General features: G+C 31.1%; 15 protein-coding genes. 10 read left to right on the forward strand and 5 right to left on the reverse strand.

What is annotated here, in order from left to right; genetic code table 11:
- Positions 1-67: 67 nt before the first annotated feature.
- Positions 68-538: an SRPBCC family protein gene (locus ACKTTC_RS19845; RefSeq protein WP_408041613.1), complete on the reverse strand. Its 471-nt coding sequence runs from the start codon at positions 536-538 to the stop codon at positions 68-70.
- Between the two features lie 35 nt (positions 539-573).
- Positions 574-1,452 carry a LysR family transcriptional regulator gene (locus ACKTTC_RS19850; protein WP_408041614.1) on the reverse strand — a complete coding sequence of 293 codons (879 nt, stop codon included), beginning with the start codon at positions 1,450-1,452 and terminating at the stop codon, positions 574-576.
- Positions 1,453-1,529: 77 nt separating this feature from the next.
- Between ACKTTC_RS19850 and hutH the strand changes: the two genes are divergently transcribed.
- The 10 genes from hutH (at position 1,530) to ACKTTC_RS19900 (ending at position 17,326) form a co-directional block, all read left to right on the forward strand.
- The gene (hutH, locus tag ACKTTC_RS19855) at positions 1,530-3,020 is read left to right on the forward strand and encodes a histidine ammonia-lyase (protein WP_408041615.1); all 1,491 of its coding nucleotides are present in this window, start codon (positions 1,530-1,532) and stop codon (positions 3,018-3,020) included.
- Between the two features lie 11 nt (positions 3,021-3,031).
- Positions 3,032-5,026 carry a urocanate hydratase gene (locus ACKTTC_RS19860; RefSeq protein WP_408041724.1) on the forward strand — a complete coding sequence of 665 codons (1,995 nt, stop codon included), beginning with the start codon at positions 3,032-3,034 and terminating at the stop codon, positions 5,024-5,026.
- A gap of 13 nt (positions 5,027-5,039) precedes the next feature.
- A complete protein-coding gene (locus ACKTTC_RS19865; protein WP_408041616.1) occupies positions 5,040-5,591 on the forward strand; it encodes a DUF4136 domain-containing protein in 552 nt (183 codons plus the stop codon).
- A gap of 162 nt (positions 5,592-5,753) precedes the next feature.
- Positions 5,754-6,641 (forward strand): ABC transporter ATP-binding protein, encoded by an 888-nt coding sequence (locus ACKTTC_RS19870; protein ID WP_408041617.1) that lies wholly within the window; start codon positions 5,754-5,756, stop codon positions 6,639-6,641.
- A gap of 32 nt (positions 6,642-6,673) precedes the next feature.
- Positions 6,674-10,330: a M1 family aminopeptidase gene (locus ACKTTC_RS19875; RefSeq protein ID WP_408041618.1), complete on the forward strand. Its 3,657-nt coding sequence runs from the start codon at positions 6,674-6,676 to the stop codon at positions 10,328-10,330.
- Between the two features lie 111 nt (positions 10,331-10,441).
- Positions 10,442-10,612, forward strand: a complete 171-nt coding sequence (locus ACKTTC_RS19880; protein ID WP_408041725.1) for a DUF5522 domain-containing protein — start codon at positions 10,442-10,444, stop codon at positions 10,610-10,612.
- Between the two features lie 111 nt (positions 10,613-10,723).
- On the forward strand, positions 10,724-11,431 hold the full coding sequence (locus ACKTTC_RS19885) for a DUF4197 domain-containing protein (protein ID WP_408041619.1): 708 nt from the start codon (positions 10,724-10,726) through the stop codon (positions 11,429-11,431).
- Between the two features lie 747 nt (positions 11,432-12,178).
- Complete coding sequence (locus ACKTTC_RS19890; protein WP_408041620.1) at positions 12,179-15,301, forward strand: SusC/RagA family TonB-linked outer membrane protein; 3,123 nt, start codon at positions 12,179-12,181, stop codon at positions 15,299-15,301.
- Between the two features lie 11 nt (positions 15,302-15,312).
- Complete coding sequence (locus ACKTTC_RS19895) at positions 15,313-16,977, forward strand: RagB/SusD family nutrient uptake outer membrane protein (protein ID WP_408041621.1); 1,665 nt, start codon at positions 15,313-15,315, stop codon at positions 16,975-16,977.
- A gap of 163 nt (positions 16,978-17,140) precedes the next feature.
- Positions 17,141-17,326: a Lacal_2735 family protein gene (locus tag ACKTTC_RS19900; protein ID WP_408041622.1), complete on the forward strand. Its 186-nt coding sequence runs from the start codon at positions 17,141-17,143 to the stop codon at positions 17,324-17,326.
- On the opposite strand, the gene ACKTTC_RS19905 is transcribed toward ACKTTC_RS19900, so the two are convergent.
- From ACKTTC_RS19905 to ACKTTC_RS19915, 3 genes are all read right to left on the reverse strand, one after another.
- Positions 17,306-18,100, reverse strand: coding sequence for an ABC transporter substrate-binding protein (locus ACKTTC_RS19905; RefSeq protein ID WP_408041623.1), 795 nt, complete (start codon positions 18,098-18,100; stop codon positions 17,306-17,308). The genes ACKTTC_RS19900 and ACKTTC_RS19905 overlap by 21 nt on opposite strands.
- 53 nt (positions 18,101-18,153) lie before the next feature.
- Complete coding sequence (locus ACKTTC_RS19910; RefSeq protein WP_408041624.1) at positions 18,154-18,921, reverse strand: LytR/AlgR family response regulator transcription factor; 768 nt, start codon at positions 18,919-18,921, stop codon at positions 18,154-18,156.
- A gap of 528 nt (positions 18,922-19,449) precedes the next feature.
- Positions 19,450-20,217: a LytR/AlgR family response regulator transcription factor gene (locus ACKTTC_RS19915; protein WP_408041625.1), complete on the reverse strand. Its 768-nt coding sequence runs from the start codon at positions 20,215-20,217 to the stop codon at positions 19,450-19,452.
- Between the last annotated feature and the right edge of the window lie 67 nt (positions 20,218-20,284).

Consider the following 20,284-nt stretch of genomic DNA (forward strand, 5'->3'; position numbering starts at 1 on the left):
TTAGTTGTTGATTTTTATAAACTAATTAATGTCAGATATAATTCAAATATAACAGTTTTTATAACCGTTACTTTTCGCTCAATTCCTTTACTTTAAGCAGCCAATTTAACCAAACAGTTTTTTGTGCTTCAAAATCGGAAGTGTATGGACCAGCATAAATAGACAACTTAGAAGTTGAATTTTTAGTCTCAATAGTGTATTTTTCTACGTATTTAAACCCTGAGAAATCATAATCAATTTGAATCATCTTGTTTTTTACTAATTTTCCAATAATTCCTGTACTTACCGTTTTATTCGGTTCATATTTAAAATGAACTTTAGAACCTAGTTCCCAATCAGATTCAATGAAGGCATTTTTGTCAAACACATTCCCTAATTCTTTGGTATAACTTTTATTGGTAATTATGTCCCATATTTTTGCTGGAGTTGCGTGTATCTCAATAGAATTTAAAACCATTTTTGATTCTTTGGAATTATTTATGCTATTACAACTTACAATTGTAAGTAGTAGTACTAATTTTTTAGCCAAGGATTTCATCTATTTTAATTTTAACGATCGTTTAGCGAAATTTACTAAATCTTATCCAATAAGAATTGTACTAAAGGATTCCTGTTATTATTATTCCAAACAGCAGATAAAGTTGTACGCTGTTTTATATTGGTGAGTTCAATAAACTTTACATTCATGTTGTATCCAGATTGTAAAGATTTGGGCACAATAGACAATCCAAAATTATGCTCAACCAATTTATAAATGGAAGCAGCATGAATAGTATTGTGTGATACAATTGGAGCAAAATCACTATCTACAAAAATCTGCAATACTTTTTCGTAATAAGAAGCGCTATAAGAAGGATCGAAGAGAATAAACGATTCATCTTTAAACTGTTGTAGGTTTTTAAAGTTATGAGTGTCAATCGGATGATTTTTAGGTAGAACCAAACAAAAGGTTTCTTTTAAAATAGGTTGCAATGTCAAACCTCTAGGAACACTATCCAATCGTACAAAACCTATATCAATATCTTGAGAAAGTAAACTTTCAATTTGTTGTTGATTACTCATTTCCTGAAACCCAAATTGTACGTTAGGATGTTCTTTTTTAAACTGAAGTAATACATCTGGAATAATTTTTTGCATAGCAGAACCAACATAACCAAATTTTAATTTTCCTAACTTTCCTTGTTGAATTAATTTTGCATAATCTATAGCATAGTCAATTCCTTTTAATACCTGAGTAATCTCTTGTTTTAAGTAAATTCCAGCAGCAGTTAATTCAACTTTTCTATTATGTCTAACAAATAATTGAATCCCTAAATCATCCTCCATTTGTTTAATCTGTCTACTCAAACCAGGTTGAGAAATAAATAGACGTTCAGCTGCTTTTCTAAAGTGTAAATCTTCAGCTACAGCTAAAAAATATTTGAAATGGCGTAATTCTATTTGATAATCCATAGGTATTAAATATTGATTTAAATGATCTTGTTGGTTATCAAAAGTAACGATAACTTTGTGAAAAGAAAATAAATAAGATGTTTAAATACGGTATAGATACATTAACAGTAAATAAGGTAATTGCAATAGCTAAAGGAAACTTAGAAGCTGTAATTACTCCAGCAGCAGCGGATAAAGTAAATGAATGCAGAAAGAAAGTAGAGAAGATGGCGAATTCAGATGCTGCAGTGTATGGAATAAATACAGGTTTTGGTCCTTTATGTGATGTGCAAATTACACCTGAAGAAACTAGCAAGCTTCAAGAAAACTTATTGATAACACATGCAGTTGGAGTTGGGGAACCCATAGATAAATTCTTGTCTAAAATCATGATGATTTGTAAAGTACACTCTTTATGTCAAGGATATTCAGGTGTACGTTTAGAGATGATTGAGCGTATTTTATATTTTATAGAGCACGATTTATTACCAGTAGTTCCAAAGCAAGGATCAGTTGGTGCTTCGGGAGATTTAGCGCCTTTATCACACTTATTTTTACCTTTATTAGGAGAAGGTGAATTTTGGATAGAAGATACTATAGTAACAGCAAAAGAAGTATTACATAACCTTAATTTGAAGCCTTTACAATTACAGGCTAAAGAAGGATTAGGGTTAATTAACGGAACACAATTTATTTTAGCACATGCTATTGTAGGATTGGCAAAAATGGAATACTTATTAGACTTAGCGGATGTTACAGGAGCAATGAGTTTAGAAGGATTCCAAGGAAGTGCATCACCGTTTAAAGAAGCATTACACAATATACGTCCATTCCCAGGGAATTTAAAAGTAGCAGAACGTATGCGAATGTTACTTAAAGATTCTCAGAATGTAGAAAATCATTTTGAATGCGATCGTGTACAAGATCCTTATTCTATTCGATGTATGCCACAAGTACACGGAGCTTCTAGAAATGCTTACGATCATTTAAAAGAATTAACAACAATAGAAATGAATTCGGTAACAGACAATCCTATTGTATTGAGTGAGACTGAAGCCATTTCTGGAGGAAACTTTCATGGACAACCATTAGCTATGGCATTAGATTATGCATCAATTGCTGCCGCTGAATTAGGAAATATAGCAGATAGAAGGTGTTATTTATTATTAGAAGGAAAGTATGGTTTACCAAGATTATTAACTACAGCAGGAGGTTTAAATTCAGGGTTTATGATTCCACAATATACTACTGCAGCTTTGGTTACAGAAAATAAATCTTTATGCTTCCCACCATCAGCAGATAGTGTTCCTACTTCTTTAGGTCAAGAGGATCATGTATCTATGGGGAGTATTTCAGGAAGAAAATTCAATCAAATTTTAGAAAACTTAGAAAAAATATTTGCTATTGAGTTAATGTATGCGGCACAAGCTATGGAGTTTAGAAGACCAAATACATTCTCTGTAATAATTGAAGAGAATTTTAAAATAGTGAGATCAAAAGTAGCTAAATTAGAAGAAGATCGTATTTTAAAAGACGATATTAATGCGTTAATAACAATGGTTAAACAACAACAAATTATAGTTGCATAAAAATATACATGATGACATTCAAAGAACAAATTCAACAAGGAATTCCAACAGTATTACCACCAAAAAAGGAGTATGATGTAACTATAAACCATGCACCTAAGCGTAAAGAAATTTTAACAGAAGAAGAAAAGAAATTAGCATTGCAAAATGCATTGCGTTATTTCGATAAAAAACATCACGCAGAATTACTACCTGAATTTACAGAGGAATTAGAAAAATATGGGAGAATTTATATGTATCGTTTTCGCCCAGATTATAAAATGTATGCACGTGATATAAATGAATATCCAGGAAAATCGTTGCAAGCAAGGTCTATCATGTTAATGATTCAAAATAACTTAGACTATGCAGTAGCGCAGCATCCACATGAATTAATAACATATGGAGGAAATGGAGCGGTTTTTCAAAACTGGGCACAATACTTATTAACGATGCAGTATTTATCTGAAATGAATGACGAGCAAACCTTGGTAATGTATTCTGGTCATCCAATGGGACTATTCCCATCTAATAAAAATGCACCAAGAGTTGTGGTAACTAATGGAATGATGATTCCGAATTATTCGCAACCAGACGATTGGGAAAAATTCAATGCATTAGGAGTTACACAGTACGGACAAATGACTGCTGGAAGTTATATGTATATTGGACCACAAGGAATTGTACACGGAACCACAATTACTGTTTTAAATGGATTTAGAAAAATAGGAAAATCGCCTAAAGGAAATATATTTGTTACTGCCGGATTAGGAGGAATGAGTGGAGCGCAACCAAAAGCAGGGAATATTTCTGGATGTATTACAGTATGTGCAGAAGTGAATGAAAAAGCAGTACATACGCGTCACTCTCAAGGATGGGTAGACGAGGTAGTTTCAGATTTAGATGCACTTGTTGCTAGAGTTAGCAAAGCTAAAGAAGCAAAAGAAGTTGTTTCTATAGCATATCATGGAAATGTAGTTGAAGTTTGGGAAAAGTTTGATGAAGCTGGAATTCATATCGATTTAGGATCAGATCAAACCTCATTACACAATCCTTGGGCAGGAGGATATTATCCTGTAGGAGTTTCTTTTGAAGAAGCAAATGAAATGATGGCTGAAAATCCAGAGCTATTTAAAACAAAAGTTCAGGAATCATTAAGAAGACATGCAGCTGCTGTAAATAAACATACGGCAAAAGGAACCTACTTTTTCGATTATGGAAATGCTTTTTTATTAGAAGCAAGTAGAGCAGGAGCAGATGTAATGGCAGAAAATCCAACGATTGGAAGAGAGTTTAAATACCCAAGTTATGTACAAGACATTATGGGACCAATGTGTTTCGATTATGGATTCGGACCTTTCCGTTGGGTGTGTACTTCAGGAGATCCAAAAGATTTAGAAAAAACAGATCAAATAGCTTGTGAAGTATTACAAGAAATCATGGAAAACTCGCCAGAAGAAATTCAACAGCAAATGGCAGATAATATCCAGTGGATTAAAGGAGCACAAGAAAATAAATTAGTTGTAGGATCTCAAGCAAGAATATTATATGCAGATGCTGAAGGAAGAATTAAAATAGCGAAAGCTTTTAATAAGGCAATTAAGAAAGGAAAAATAGGCCCTGTAGTACTAGGAAGAGATCATCATGATGTTTCAGGAACAGATTCTCCATACCGCGAAACTTCTAATATTTATGATGGTTCTCGTTTTACTGCAGACATGGCTATTCACAATGTAATTGGAGATAGTTTTAGAGGAGCTACTTGGGTTTCTATCCACAATGGTGGAGGTGTAGGTTGGGGAGAAGTTATGAACGGAGGGTTTGGCATGCTTCTTGATGGATCTAAAGGAGCATCAAAGCGTTTAAAATCAATGCTTTTTTGGGATGTAAATAACGGAATTGCAAGACGTAGTTGGGCTAGGAATTCAGAAGCCGTTTTTGCTATTAAACGCGCTATGCAGGTAGAGAAAAACTTAAAAGTTACGCTACCAAACATAGTAGATGATGCTTTGTTTGATAACGCATAAAATCCTATTTACCATGAAGTATGTAAAATTGTTACCACTATTAGTCTTATTTATTACCTCATGTAGCTCGGTACGAGTAGCTACAGATTATGATACTAAAGCAGATTTTAATAATTACAAAACATTTGCTTTTTATAAACCAGGAATAGATAAAGCACCCATCTCAGATTTAGATAAGAAAAGGATCATGAGAGCTATTGAAGCAAACCTGTTAGCAAAAGGAATGCAAAAATCGTCTAATCCTGATGTTTTGGTAAGTTTATTTACAAAATCAAGAGAACGTATCAATATAAACGATAACAATGCCGCATTTGGTTGGGGCTGGGGTTATGGCTGGGGATGGAACCCATGGATGTGGGGAGGAGCCGGAAGGTTAAATGTAAACCAGTACACAGAAGGAACCTTGTTTATAGATATTATAGATGCTAATAAAAAAGAATTAGTGTGGCAAGGAATAGGTTCTGGAGCGCTTTCTATGAGAAGTACAAAAAAAAGAGAAGAAAGAATTAAAAAGTTTGTAACTGATATACTTTCTAAATATCCTCCTGGAGCCCAAAGAAAATAAATTAATAATTAGTTAAAATTAAAAGCCTTGAAAATTTCAAGGCTTTTTTTATGCTTAATCTGTAATAATTTTTCAGTTTTTAACAAAAAGAATAAATTTTTTGTAACAAATTGGTTTCTAATTCATCTAATTCAAAAACAATAAAGTAAAAAGCCAAGTACAATGAGATTAGTTATTCAGAATTTAACAAAGACCTATAAGAACGGTGTAAAAGCAACTGATAATTTAAGTATTGAAATAGGAACAGGGATGTTTGGACTCCTAGGTCCTAACGGAGCAGGAAAATCTTCTTTAATGAGAACTATAGCTACATTACAAAGTCCAGATGCAGGAAGCATTACTTTTGATGGAGTGAACATTTTAGAAAATCCAATGGAATTTCGAAAAGTACTTGGGTATTTACCACAATCTTTTGGAGTGTATCCAAAAATGTCGGCAGAAGACTTATTAGATTATTTTGCAACTCTTAAGGGGATTGGAAATAAAGCAGACAGACAAAAAATTATCAAAGAAGTTTTAGAAATTACCAACCTTTATGAAGTAAGAAAAAAATATGTTGCGGGATATTCTGGAGGTATGAAGCAACGATTTGGGATTGCACAATTATTATTAAACAATCCAAAATTAATTATTGTAGATGAACCTACAGCAGGATTAGATCCAGCAGAACGCCATAGATTCTTAAATGTATTACGTGAAGTAGGAACCAATTCAACAGTAATTTTCTCTACACACATTGTAGAAGACGTAAAAGAACTGTGTAATGAAATGGCAATTTTAAATGGTGGACGTATTTTACAACATACAACGCCAGTAGAAGCGACAAAAGAAATTGAAGGTAAAATTTGGACTAGAGTTATCGAAAGAGATGACTTGGAAGAAATAGAAGCAACATACAATGTGTTATCTTCAAATTATAATCAAGACAATACATTAAATGTTCGTGTATACGCAGAGGAAAAGCCTTCTGAAGAGTTTGTTACAACTACACCACAGTTAGACGATGTATATTTTATAGCATTAAAGCAAGATCAACCAGTAACAGCTTAATGTTTTTTATTAATTATTAAAAATTAAAATATATGTTTTCTACAATATTTAAACACGAATTAAATTACTGGATAAAAAGACCAGCTGTGTATATTTATGCAGTAATCTTCTTTTTAGTGGCTGTATTTTTATCTGCAAGTTCAGCAGGTATTTTTGATGGCTTAACAGTATCAACAGGTTCTTCGAAAATAGTAAACTCTCCATCTGCAATAAATGGATTGTTTAACTCAATGGCAATCTTCTTATTTTTCTTATTTCCTTCTATTATAGGAGTTTCTGTATATAGAGATTATAAGAGTAATATGCATTCTATTTTATATTCATATCCATTTACTAAAATCAGTTATTTATCAGCAAAGTTTTTAAGCTCATTTTTAATTGTATTATCAATAATTATAATTGCTGGATTAGGAATTTCTTTAGGATTTGTATTACCAGGTACAAATCAAGAAATAGTAGGCCCTTTTAACCTTTCATCGTATATACGTGCTTATTTTATATACATTATTCCTAATGTATTGTTATTTGGAGCTATTGTTTTTGCAGTGGTAACCTTTACAAGAAATATTGCTGTAGGTTTTATAACAGTGGTATTATTAATGTTTGTACAATCAGTTGCAGAAAGCTTTTTAGCAAATCCAGACAATCGTTTTTGGTCTGCTTTATTCGATCCTTTTGGAGCACAAGCAGCTAATTATTATACAAGATATTGGACAGTAGCAGAACAAAATGAATTAGTACCTCCATTTAAAGGAGTTGTAATTTATAACAGATTATTATGGCTAGGGATAGCTAGTTTAATACTTGCAGGAGTTTATAAGCTGTTTTCTTTTAGTCAAAATGCAATGTCTTTCTCTTTTAAGAAAACAAAAGGAGAACGTATAATAAAACAAAACTTCGGAGGAATTACGCGTGTAAATATTCCAAAAGTATCATATGATTTCTCTTTTTGGAATGAAGTAAAAACCACTTGGAAACTTTCGAATGTAGATTTTAAATACATCGTAAAAAGTTTACCATTCATAGCTATTTTAATAGTTGGGTTAATTTCACTATTAGTCTTTGCTATTACCGCAGGAGAGCTGTTTGGAACAAAGACCTATCCTACAACATGGCAAATGTTATTACTACCAGGTTCTGTATTTACTTTTTTCATAAACCTTCTTACATTTTTATATGCAGGAATGTTAATTAGAAGAGGGGAAATAGCTAAAACGAACCATTTAATAGATGTTACTCCAGTTAAAAACTGGACATTATTAGTATCTAAATTCATAGCATTATTAAAAATGCAATTGATATTACTATTTGTAATTGTCGTAGCAGGAGTATTATTTCAAACTTATAAAGGATATTATAATTTTGAGTTAGGACATTATTTTTATGAAGTATACGGATTACTATTTATCCATTTTATCATATGGGCATTTTTAGCAATGTTAATACAAACACTAATTAAAAATCAGTATTTAGGATTGTTTGTACTACTAGTTATTTTAATAGGATTACCATTGTTGTCTAGTGTTGGAATAGAGCAATCGATTTTTAAATACAACCAAGGTCCAGGATATAATTATTCAGATATGAATGGATATGGTGCTTCTTTTAATAGATATTTTGCTTATAAAGGATATTGGTTCATTGGAGGAATAATTTTATTAATACTTGCAGGCTTATTTTGGATGCGAGGAATTACCTTCTCATTTAAAGAGCGTTTACAAATAGCTAAAAAACGATTAAATGTAAAAACAATAGGAGTTTTATCTGTTTTAGCCATTATTTTCTTTGGAATAGGAGGAAGAATCTATTATGAAAATAATATTTTAAATGAACGTCGTTCTGCTAAAGAAGGTGAAGAACAAAGAGTAGAATGGGAAAAAAAGTACAAGAAATACGAAGGAAAAGCACAGCCAAGAATTGTAGCAGTAAATGTTGATGTTAACATTTTTCCGAAAACTAGAGACTTCAATGCTTCTGGTACGTATAAAATGATTAATAAGACTGAAGAATCAATTGATAGTATTTTCTTAAACCATAATGCATACCCAAGTACTTTTAAATTTGATAAAGAAGCTACTTTAGTATTAGAAGATAGTGTTCAGAATTTTGATATTTATCAATTACAAAAAACATTACAACCTGGAGATAGTTTAGAATTAACCTTCAAGGTGCATAATAAAGAGAATACATTTTTAAGAAGTCATTCACCAGTAATTGAAAACGGTACATTTATCAATAATTTCCAATTATTTCCGTCTTTAGGATATTCGTCACAAGGTGAATTAACAGACGATCAAACAAGAAAGAAATATGATTTACCTAAAAATGAATTACGTCCACATCCTTCAGATTCTACTGCATTAGGAGATACATATATTTCAAAAGATTCAGATTGGATTGATTTTGAAGCGACAGTTTCTACGTCGGAAGATCAAATTGCCATCGCACCAGGATACTTGCAAAAGGAATGGGTGAAAGATGGACGTAGATACTTCAAGTATAAAATGGATAGTAAAATTTTAAATTTCTATGCATTCAATTCTGCTAAGTATGAAATTAAAAAAGATAAGTGGAATGATGTTAATTTAGAAATATACTATCATAAAGGACATGAGTATAATTTAGATAGAATGATGAAAGGAATTAAAGCCTCTTTAGATTATAACTCTAAATACTTTAGTCCTTATCAACATAAACAAGTTAGAATTATTGAATTCCCAAGAACTGGAGGGAGCTTTGCACAATCATTCCCAAATACAATTCCATTTTCTGAAGGTGTAGGGTTTATTGCAGATGTAGACGATTCTGATGAAGGAGGAGTAGATTATCCGTTTGCAATTACAGTACACGAATTAGCACATCAATGGTGGGCACATCAAGTTATTGGGGCAGATGTATTGGGAGCAACTATGCTGTCAGAAAGTTTGTCTGAGTATGTGTCTTTAAAAGTACTTGAACACGAGTATGGGAAAGACCAAATGCGTAAATTCTTAAAGAAAGCGTTAGATGATTATTTAACACAGCGTACTTTTGAGCGTAAGCGAGAAAAACCATTAATGTATAACGATGGACAAGGGTATATTCGTTATCAAAAAGGATCGTTAGTGTTTTATGCGTTGAGTGATTATATAGGAGAAGATACATTGAACAACGCTTTAAAAGAGTATGTAGCCAAAGTGAAATTCCAAGATGCTCCTTACACAACCTCAATAGAAATGGTAGATTACATCAAAAAAGCAACACCAGATAGCTTACAATATGTAATTAAAGATATGTTCGAAACCATTACTTTATACAGAAATAGAGTTGTAGATGTAAGTTCTAAAGAATTAGATAATGGCAAATATCAAGTAGATATTGAATTTAATGTGAGTAAGTATAGAAATGACGATAAAGGAAAACGTTATTATGGAGAGCAAGCAGGAGATACAATTACGTATAAAACTCCTGAAATGAAGAAGCCAGTTTTATCTGTTCCTTTAGAAGATTATATAGACATAGGGATTTTTGGAGAAGAAGAGGTAGATGGTAAAAAGAAAGAAGTAGAGTTATATTTAAAGAAACATAAGATTACTCAAATAAATAATAAAATATCAATTATTGTAGATCAAAAACCTGTAGAGGTTGGTGTAGATCCATACAACAAATTAATTGATACAAAATCGGAAGACAACCGACGAAAATTATAATAATTAATTTTTCAGTGTAGTTAAAAGACCATTTTTAAATAAATGGTCTTTTTTTATGTTCTTAACACAAAGAAGCTGTAGTCAGTTTTTTAAAATTATATTTGTAAAATGATGAGAAAAATATTGAAACCTACCCCAGATGAATATTATGTGAATGAGCAAGGGTACCGAGTTTTTAAAGAAGCATACCATTTGAGAAGAGGGTATTGTTGTAAAAGCGGATGTAAACATTGTCCGTATGGTTATGACAAAAAAACAGATAGTTTTATAAAAAGTAAATAAGAAGAGAAAGGAGTATAAATTTTGAATTGTTTGGAAAAAGAAATGCACTAATATTAGTGTGACTTATTTAAAATTTAAGTTTCAAAAGAATACATAAATACATTATATAAAATGAAGAAAATTATAGTCCTCTTTTTAGCATTACAATTTGTTGGTTGTGCAGAATTACAAAAAATAGCAAGTCAATTACCACAACAAGGAGCGTTAACACAAAACCAAATAGGATCAGGGTTAAAACAAGCATTAGATAACGGAATTAAAAACCAAGTATCTAAATTGACAGCAAAAGATGGTTTTTATAGAAATGAGCTAGTTAAAATTTTACTACCTAAAGAATTGCAAGTTGTAGACGATGGTTTAAGGAAAATTGGTTTAGGAAAATTAGCAGATGAAGGAATAAAGTCTTTAAATCGAGCTGCAGAAGATGCGGTAAAAACAGCTACACCAATCTTTGTTAGTGCCGTTAAAGATATCACGTTTGCCGATGCTAAAAATATTCTATTAGGAAATGATAGAGCTGCTACTAGTTATTTAGAAGTAAAAACTAATAAAGCACTGTACGCTAAATTTAACCCAGTTATACAAAAATCATTAGGAAAAGTAGGAGCTGATAAAATTTGGACAAATATTATTACAAAATATAATAACATTCCTTTTGTAAAGAAAGTAAATCCTAATTTAACGGATTATGTAACTACGCAAGCATTAGATGGAGTATTTACAATGATAGCTGTAGAAGAAAAAGGAATTAGACATAAAATTGGGTTACGAAATACCGATTTATTAAGACGTGTTTTTGCGTTACAAGATAATAAGTAGTTGAAATTTTTCTTATGAAGCTATAATCTTCTTAAATAAGGTTGTAAAATTCATATAAAATGTAAAAAAATATAGACGAGTTCTATTTAAGTACATAACTTAAATAGAACTCGTTTTATTTGATGCTAAAAGAAGAGTATGGTTGTTCAACTTTATCTATAACAGGTGATTGCAAGATGTTTAGTAAGATTGTTAGAGTTGTTAAAGAAGAAAGTGAATTTGTTAATAAAAAGTTAAAAAAGGGTTAATTTTTTCATAGTGTTCTGTTAAGAGTTACTTTTAAATTGCTGTAAAATGATCTCTATTTTTTTAAGAATACTATAGTTGTATTACGAGTAAATTAAGAAAAAAAAAGGATGTAATTATCATTTTAAGTTAATATAATATGAAAAGATGAATATTATGCTGTGCTAAAATTCTTTAAAAAGATTAAGTAAAAATCAACCCAATAAACCAAACCCATTATGAAACCAAGACGAATTTTATTTTTTAAAAAAACTAGATTTAAAAGAAAAAAGAAGAATCAAGTATAACTTCATTTAAATATAAAAATATTAGGAAGTGCTATAATAGAAATTAGTGAGCCTAATTTTTGTTTCCTAATCAGTCTAGAACTTACAGTAAAAGAAAAGTGAGTGTGCATAAGAAGAGATTTTTATGTGTGCTTAGAAGCCTTTTCTATTATTTACATGTTCTTGTTGTGAAAATTAATTCAAACTTTAATAAATATTAAACCTAAATCATTCTATGAAACAAATTTACAAGAAAACCTTGTTGTTATTTTTCTGTTTAGGACTAATTTCAATAGGTTACTCACAGTCAGTATCGGTTTCTGGTACTGTTACAGATGCGAATGGCTCTTTGCCTGGAGTAAGTATCGTCATCGATGGAACTTCTAAAGGTACTGAGTCAGATTTTGATGGAAAATACACAATTGCTGCTAAAAAAGGTGATGTGTTAGTATTTACGTTTTTAGGCTATAAGGAAGTCAAAAAAACGGTAGGGAATTCTTCAACAATTAACGTAGTTATGGAGGAGAATAATGACCTTTTAGATGAAGTTGTTGTAGTTGCTTATGGAACTACTACAAAAGATGCTTTTACAGGTTCTGCAAGTGTAATAGGAGTTGAAGACTTAAAAACAAGAAATGTTACTTCGCCTATTGCAGCTATTGAAGGTAGAGCAACAGGAGTACAATTCACTTCTGCAGCTGGTCCAGGAGCATCTCCTAATATTGTAATTCGTGGGGTTGGAACTCTGAATGGAGATACAGATCCACTTTTTATAGTAGATGGTGTTCAGTACGAAGGAGCATTAAATACAATCAACCAAGAAGATATTGAGTCTTTTACAATTTTAAAAGACGCTGCTTCTACATCACTTTATGGTTCTAGAGCTGCAAACGGAGTGGTAATTATTACAACTAAAAAAGGAACTAAAGGTGGAGTAAAAGTGAATTTCTCTACGCAAACTGGTATCGTTACAAATGGTATTGCTAATTATGAGCAACTAACGCCAGGACAATACTATGAAGTAATGTGGGAAGCTCTTAAAAACTCTAGTGCAGGAGGAGGAGATCCTGTATTTGCAAGTGCAAATATATACAACCAATTAGGGTACAATCCGTTTAATGTTGCTAATGATCAAATAGTAGGAACAGATGGTAAATTAAATCCTAATGCACAGGTAATTTATAAAAGTTTAGATTGGTTTGATGAATTACAGCAAATAGGAATCAGACAAAATTATAATGTAAATATTTCAGCGGGAAGTAAAGATCATAGTGTGTTCTTCTCGGCTTCATATTTAGAGGAAGATAGTTATGTTGTAACTTCTGGTTTCGATCGTTTAACAGCAAGATTAAATGCAGATTTTGATGTTAATGAAAGTTTAAAAATAGGAGGTAGTGCAAATATTGCTATTACAGAAGCTAGAGGTCCAAGTTCAGCAGGAACAGGAAGTATTGTAAATCCATTTAGCTTTGCCTTAGGATTAGGATCTGTTTACCCAGTATTTGTAAATGACTTACAAGGAAATATTGTAAGAGACGCGTTTGGAAATCCAGTGTTTGATTCTGGAGAAGGTTTTCCTCAATTTAATATAGGTTCTAGACCTGTAAATCAAGGAAGACATGCATTACAAGAGTTGTTATTAAACAATGAAAGCGATAAGGATAATACTTATGGATTAAGATTTTTTGCTGACTATGAAATCATTGATGGTCTTAATTTAAAAGTAACATATGGTAGAGATATCAATGAATTATTTGAAAGAGAATATGAAAATGCAATTATTGGAGATGCACAACCAGATGGAAGATTAAGTGAAGATCGTGGTAGAAGAGAAATTATAAACTTCAATCAAATCTTAACTTTTAATAGAAGTTTTGGAGATCATAATTTAGATGTAACAGCTGGTCATGAAAGTTACGAAAGATCAATTTCTAATATTGAAGGATTGGCTACAGTTCAAGCTGCAAATGGAATCTTTGAATTTGATAACTTTTCTAATGTAGTAAGTTTAGATGGAGCAACTACTTCAAAAGCAATTGAAGGTTATTTTCTTAGAGCAAACTATAATTTTGATAACAAATACTATTTAAGTGCTTCTGCTAGACGTGATGGAACTTCGGTATTTGATAAAGACAAAAGATGGGGTAATTTTTATTCTATAGGAGGATCTTGGAGAATTGATAGAGAAAAATTTATGGAAAACGTATCGTTTATCAATAAATTAAAGTTAAGAGCATCTTACGGGGAAGTTGGAAATGACGATTTATTAGATGATTTCTTATCACAGGCAAGATTCTCAATTACATCTAATGCAGCAGATCCAGCAATTTTATTTACAAATATTGGAAACTCTAACTTATTATGGGAAACAACAGAGAATTTTGATGTTGCATTAGAGTTTGCATTGTTTGATAATTTCTTAGATGGTTCTATTGAGTACTATAAAAAGAATGGAACAGAGTTATTATATTTATTACCAATAGCACCAAGTAATGGATTAAATGAAGTGCCTGTTAATAGAGGAGATATGTTTAACTCAGGATTTGAATTAGGGTTAACAGCACATTTATTTAATAAAGAAGATTTTCAGTGGGATGTAACATTACAAGCATCAACGTTCAAAAATGAAATAACAAATTTACCAGATCCTTTCATTGTGGGTACAAAAAGATGGGCAATAGGAAGATCTAGATATGACTTTTTCTTATACAGAACTGCAGGAGTAGATCCAGCTACTGGAGATCAATTATTCTATTTATACGAACAAGATGCTAATAGAGAAAGTGTTCCTGTTTTAGATGCAAATGGTAACCAACAAACTACTAACGATTGGAGAGATACAGAGAGAGCTTATACAGGAGATTCTTCAATTCCAGACCTTTTAGGATCTGTGTCTAATAGAATAACTTATAAAGACTTTACATTCGATTTCTTAGTAACTTATGGAATTGGAGGTAAAATATACGATAATGCATATGAGTCATTAATGCATAGTGGAACTTATGGTAGGTCATTTCACCCAGATATTTTAAATGCTTGGAAACAACCTGGAGATATTACAGATGTACCAAGGTTAGAAAATGGAAATCCAAATTTAGTGGTGCCAGATTCGGATAGATTCTTAACAGATGCGTCATTTTGGGCATTAAAGAATGTTAACTTTGGATACACGTTTAATGAAAGAGTAACAAAAGCGCTTAAAGTAGACAATATGAGATTAAACCTTTCAGGGGAAAATATATTTGTGAAAAGTGCTAGAAAAGGATTGGATCCTCAGTATAATTTAGCGGGTACTCCTTCTGCTAATGATTTTTCTCCACCAAGAATACTTTCTTTAGGATTAAGTGTTTCATTTTAAAAACAAAAACGATGTTAAATAGATTAAAATATTTTTTTATAGCAATTAGTATCGTCTCATTTACTTCTTGCGAAGACGATTTTTTAGACAGAACTCCTACAGATGCTATCTCTGCTGCTGATGCTTTAGCTAATGAAGATAATATGCAGTTAATAATCGAAGGTATGCATAGAGGGTTGTATTCTCAGTCTCAAACCATATTTCCTGGAGGTAATACAGCAAGAGCTAATAATCATTATTGGGTACCGTTAGGAGATAATTTAGCTGGGTATTTAATTCACTCAGCAAATGCAAATAATTTAGGATGGAGAACTGAAATGCAGTGGAATTCACATACATTGCCTACTTCTCTTACATGTGAGATCCTATGGTATCACAGATATAATATTATTTTACATGCTAATTTATTAATCAATGGAATTGCAAATGGAAACTTTGTAGAAACACCAAGGTTGAACAATATTTTAGGACAAGCTTATACGTATAGAGCATATGCTTATCTATCTTTAGTACAACACTATGGGAAAGGGTACTTAATAGGAAATCCTACTACAGATCAAGGAGTGCCTTTACTTTTCTCTTCTGAATTACCTTTTACAAGTGAGCCTAGATCTACAGTTCAAGCAATTTATGATCAAATAGAATCAGATTTAGATGCAGCAATTAGTGCTTTTGAAAACGGAACTAGCAGACCTTCTGGAGGCCCAGCAGTGAAGTCTCAATTGAATATTAATGTAGCACATGGTTTAAAGGCACGTTGGGCATTATCTAAAGGGGATTGGGCGACAGCAGCTTCAGAGGCTGTTTTAGCAAGACAAGGTTATCCTTTAATGAATGAAGAAGATTGGAAGTCAGGATTTAATACTAACGAGCTTTCTGAAGTAATTTGGGGTAGTAATGTTATTGAAACTGAAACAACATTTTTCCGTTCATATTTTTATTTAGCGAGTAATACATTTAATGGAAGTCAAATTAGAAACAATCCTAAAATCGCAGACCGAAGAGTTGTCGATGCAATTCCTAGTACAGATTATAGAAAAGACGTATTTATAATCGACGCTCCTAATACAAACTTCTCGGCGGCTAACAATCAAGGTGGACTTGATGCTACTACAGGATTGCCAAGAGATCCTAACTATGCGAATAATTTAGATGGGTATAATGAAAGAAGAGCGGAAATAAATGCAACGTACGGTATTACAAATAGATTTAATCAGCATCCGTACATGCATTTTAAATTAAAGAACAAAAATCCAGGTTCTATCGATCCAGATGATGTAATTTATATGCGTTCATCAGAAATGTACTTAATTGAAGCTGAGGCAAGAGCTATGATGAATGATATTCCTGGAGCACAAGCAGCTTTAAGACCCTTAGGTGAGGAAAGAGATAGTGCTTATGATGTAACTGTTTATAATACGCAACAAAGTTTAATGGATCATATTAAATTCCAAAGACGAGTAGAGCTTTGGGGAGAAGGTTTTGGGTATACAGATAAAATACGTTGGGATGAAGGTATCGATCATGCTGCAAATGGCGGATCAGGAGCTTCTCAAGTATTGTATCAAAACGCATATCAAGTTGATAGACCTTCTGTAAACGATGATTGGATTTTTAAAATTCCACAAGCGGAAATTAATGCCAACCCTAATATCACTCCTAGTGATCAGAATTAATCATTTTTAAAAATAAAGAACACTCTTTATTTATAACGGGAAATCTTATTTCATAAGGTTTCTCGTTTTTTTAGTTAGTTATATATTGATGTTGCATATGAGTAGTGTTAAATATTTGAATTTCAGTTTTTTATTTAGTAACTTTAGTCTGAAAATCAACACAATGTCACGTCTAAACCAACTTTCTCAGTATAAAAAACATCTGGAAGAGCGTTATACTAAATTAATGGAACGCTCTAAAGATTATAAGTATGTAGATGAAGCAAAGAGTGATATGGCATCATACAAAGCCATGAAGATTTTAGAGAAAATCAACAGAGTAAAATATTTAGATAATTCTTTGGTGTAATTTCTTAAAATAATCAAAAGCCTTCATGAGCCTGCTGCCATACCAGGAAAACATTTCGCCATCTACATATACGGTTTTTGCATGATGGGTACATCTTCCAATTTCAAAAGCATGTTCTTCTTTAAAAGGATAAGGTTCAGAAGATAAAAAAACTAAATCAGGATCACCTTCCAAACGTATTTTTTTCAATTCAACTTCAGGGTATCGTTCTTTATTTTCATAAATATTAACAAACTTATTTAAGGATAAAAGATGATTTATGAACGTATTGTTACCAGCAACCATCCATGGATTTCTCCAAATAAAATAAGCTACTTTCTGTGGTTGAATATCTTTTACATATTCTTGAAAGTCATTTAACTTAAATTGTATTTTTTGAATAATTTTCTGAGCATCTGTTCTACAAGAGAATAAAATACCATATTGGTGTATTAGTTCTAAAGCATCAGAAATAGTAAATATATCAGAAACATGAACAGGAGCTACTTCTTCACATAAAGCCACAATTTCTTTTGTGTTTTCTTCCTTATTACACAAAATAATATCAGGATTTAACTCCTTAATTTTTTCGATTTTAATATTTTTAGTGCCTCCAACAATTTTTTTAGTTTGTTTTAAATGGTAGGGATGAACACAAAACTTTGTTAATCCTACAATACTGTCTTCTAATCCTAAGTCAAATAATAACTCAGTTTGACTAGGGACTAAAGAAATAATTCTTTTAGGTGTTGTTGAAATAGAAAGTGTTCTATGTAGTTGGTCTTTAATTTCCAATTGAAAAAAATAAAAATAGAAAGTGAAATTAATAATATTTCAAAAGATACTCATTACTTAACACCTACAAATTCATGAAATTCTTTCTTAAAACTTTTACTTACTCTAAAAGTAGGTTTTACATCAATAATTTTTACATCGTTTTCACCGTAATTGGAAGTGATGATTTCTTCTATAAAATCAGAATTAACGATAGTAGATCTGTGAATACGAATAAACTTAGGTGAATTAAGTCTTTTAAATAAGCTAGACAAAGATTCTCTTAATAAATGTTTTTTATGTTCCGTGAAAATTTCAACATAATATCCCGAAGCTGCTACGTACTTAATTTCATTAACATTTAAAAAAGAAATTTTATTCCCTGATTTTATGGTTATTTTTTTTGAGTCTACACTGTCTTGTTTGATAACAGATAATATATTCTCTAAGTTTTTTTGTGTGTTTAAAAGAATTTCTTTTTTCTTATAGGAAATAATGTTTTTAACTGTTTTATGAAAACGATTACTACTATATGGTTTTAGAATAAAATCAAATACTAAATAATCAAAAGCCTTAGCGGCATACTCATTATATGATGAAATAAAGACAAATAGAGGTTTAATATCTAAGGAGGTTTTTTCTATAATTTCGAAACCTGTAAGATGTTTTACTTTTGTGTTGAGAAAAACGACGTCTGGTTTACAGTTGTTTATATAATCTATAGCTTCAAAACCATCAGAAAAGGTTCTGACTACCTCAATCGAAGTATATTGTTGAAGTGCTAACTTAATGGCATTTTGTGCGATCTCCTTATGTTCAATAATTATAGTTCTAATATTCATAGTTTGATATTGGTTTAGAGATGTAAACTTTTTATAGAAAAACAATATCTAAAGATCAAGTTTACTATTTGTTCTATTTGGTTCTCTCTTAACTAACGCGGGACTAATTTCTCATAGATTACTTTTATTCTTTTACTAGATTTAACAAGGCATGGGAATTCCTACTCCATACTATTCATGATAATATGATTATAAAGAATTAAGTAATTATGTGGCCTTTTCTCAAAAGAGAATAATTGTTGTATTTCGTTTCATAGTTTGGGGATTGTTATTAATAATTTTGTTTATATATAACAGTCGTCTTAAATTATACCCTACTTTTATTTTTAATTATTTCTGTAGAAAAAAGCAATGGCTTTTGAGGGTGTGAGGGGAGAAAAGTCTTTTTGAGAAGAAAACATAATGCACAGTAATGATTTATTGATTCTAGATGTGTTAGGAGTTATGTGCTTATGTGGTTGTTGTTTAGTAGCTTGTGTTTTTGAAGTGGGGGACTTCTACTTTAAAATAGTATTTTAAAGTATTCTGCTATTTTACGCCAACAAACTCGTGAAATTCTTTTTTAAAGCTTTTGCTAACTCTAAAAGTAGGTTTTACATCAATGATTTTTACATCATTTTCTCCGTAATTAGAAGTAATAATTTCCTCTATAAAATCAGAATTAACGATAGTAGATCTATGAATGCGGATAAACTTAGATGAATTTAACCTTTTAAATAAGCTAGATAATGATTCTCTTAGTAGGTGTTTTTTATGAACAGTAAAAATTTCAACGTAATATCCTGAAGCCGATACATACTTAATGTCATTAACATTTAAAAAAGAGATTTTATTTCCTGATTTAATCGTTATTTTTTTAGTCTCAACGGTCTCTTGTTTTATAACAGATATGATATTTTCTAAATTTCTTTGTACACTTAATAGGTATTCTTGCTTTTTATGAGCAATAATTTTAGAAACAGTTTGATGAAGACGATCGTCATTATATGGTTTTAAAATAAAATCAAAAATTAGATAATCAAACGCTTTTGCTGCATATTCATTATTAGAAGAAATAAACACAAATAAAGGCTTAATATCTAAAGATACTTTTTCAATAATTTCAAAACCGCTAAGATTTTTTACTTGAGTATTTAAAAAAACGACATCAGGTTTCAGGTAATTGATGTAATCTATGGCTTCATTCCCGTCTTCAAAATATCCAATAATTTCAACCGAATCGTAATTTTTCAGTAAAGTTTTAACTTTATCTATATCACTTTTATGATCATCTATTATGATTGTTTTAATAGTCATAATTTTTCATAGTTCTTTAAGGGATTAATCGAATGGATTCTGTGGGCTAAAGTAAGAAACTTATTGA

The sequence above is a fragment of the Tenacibaculum amylolyticum genome, from assembly GCF_964511145.1.
Classification (GTDB): Bacteria; Bacteroidota; Bacteroidia; order Flavobacteriales; family Flavobacteriaceae; genus Polaribacter; species Polaribacter amylolyticum.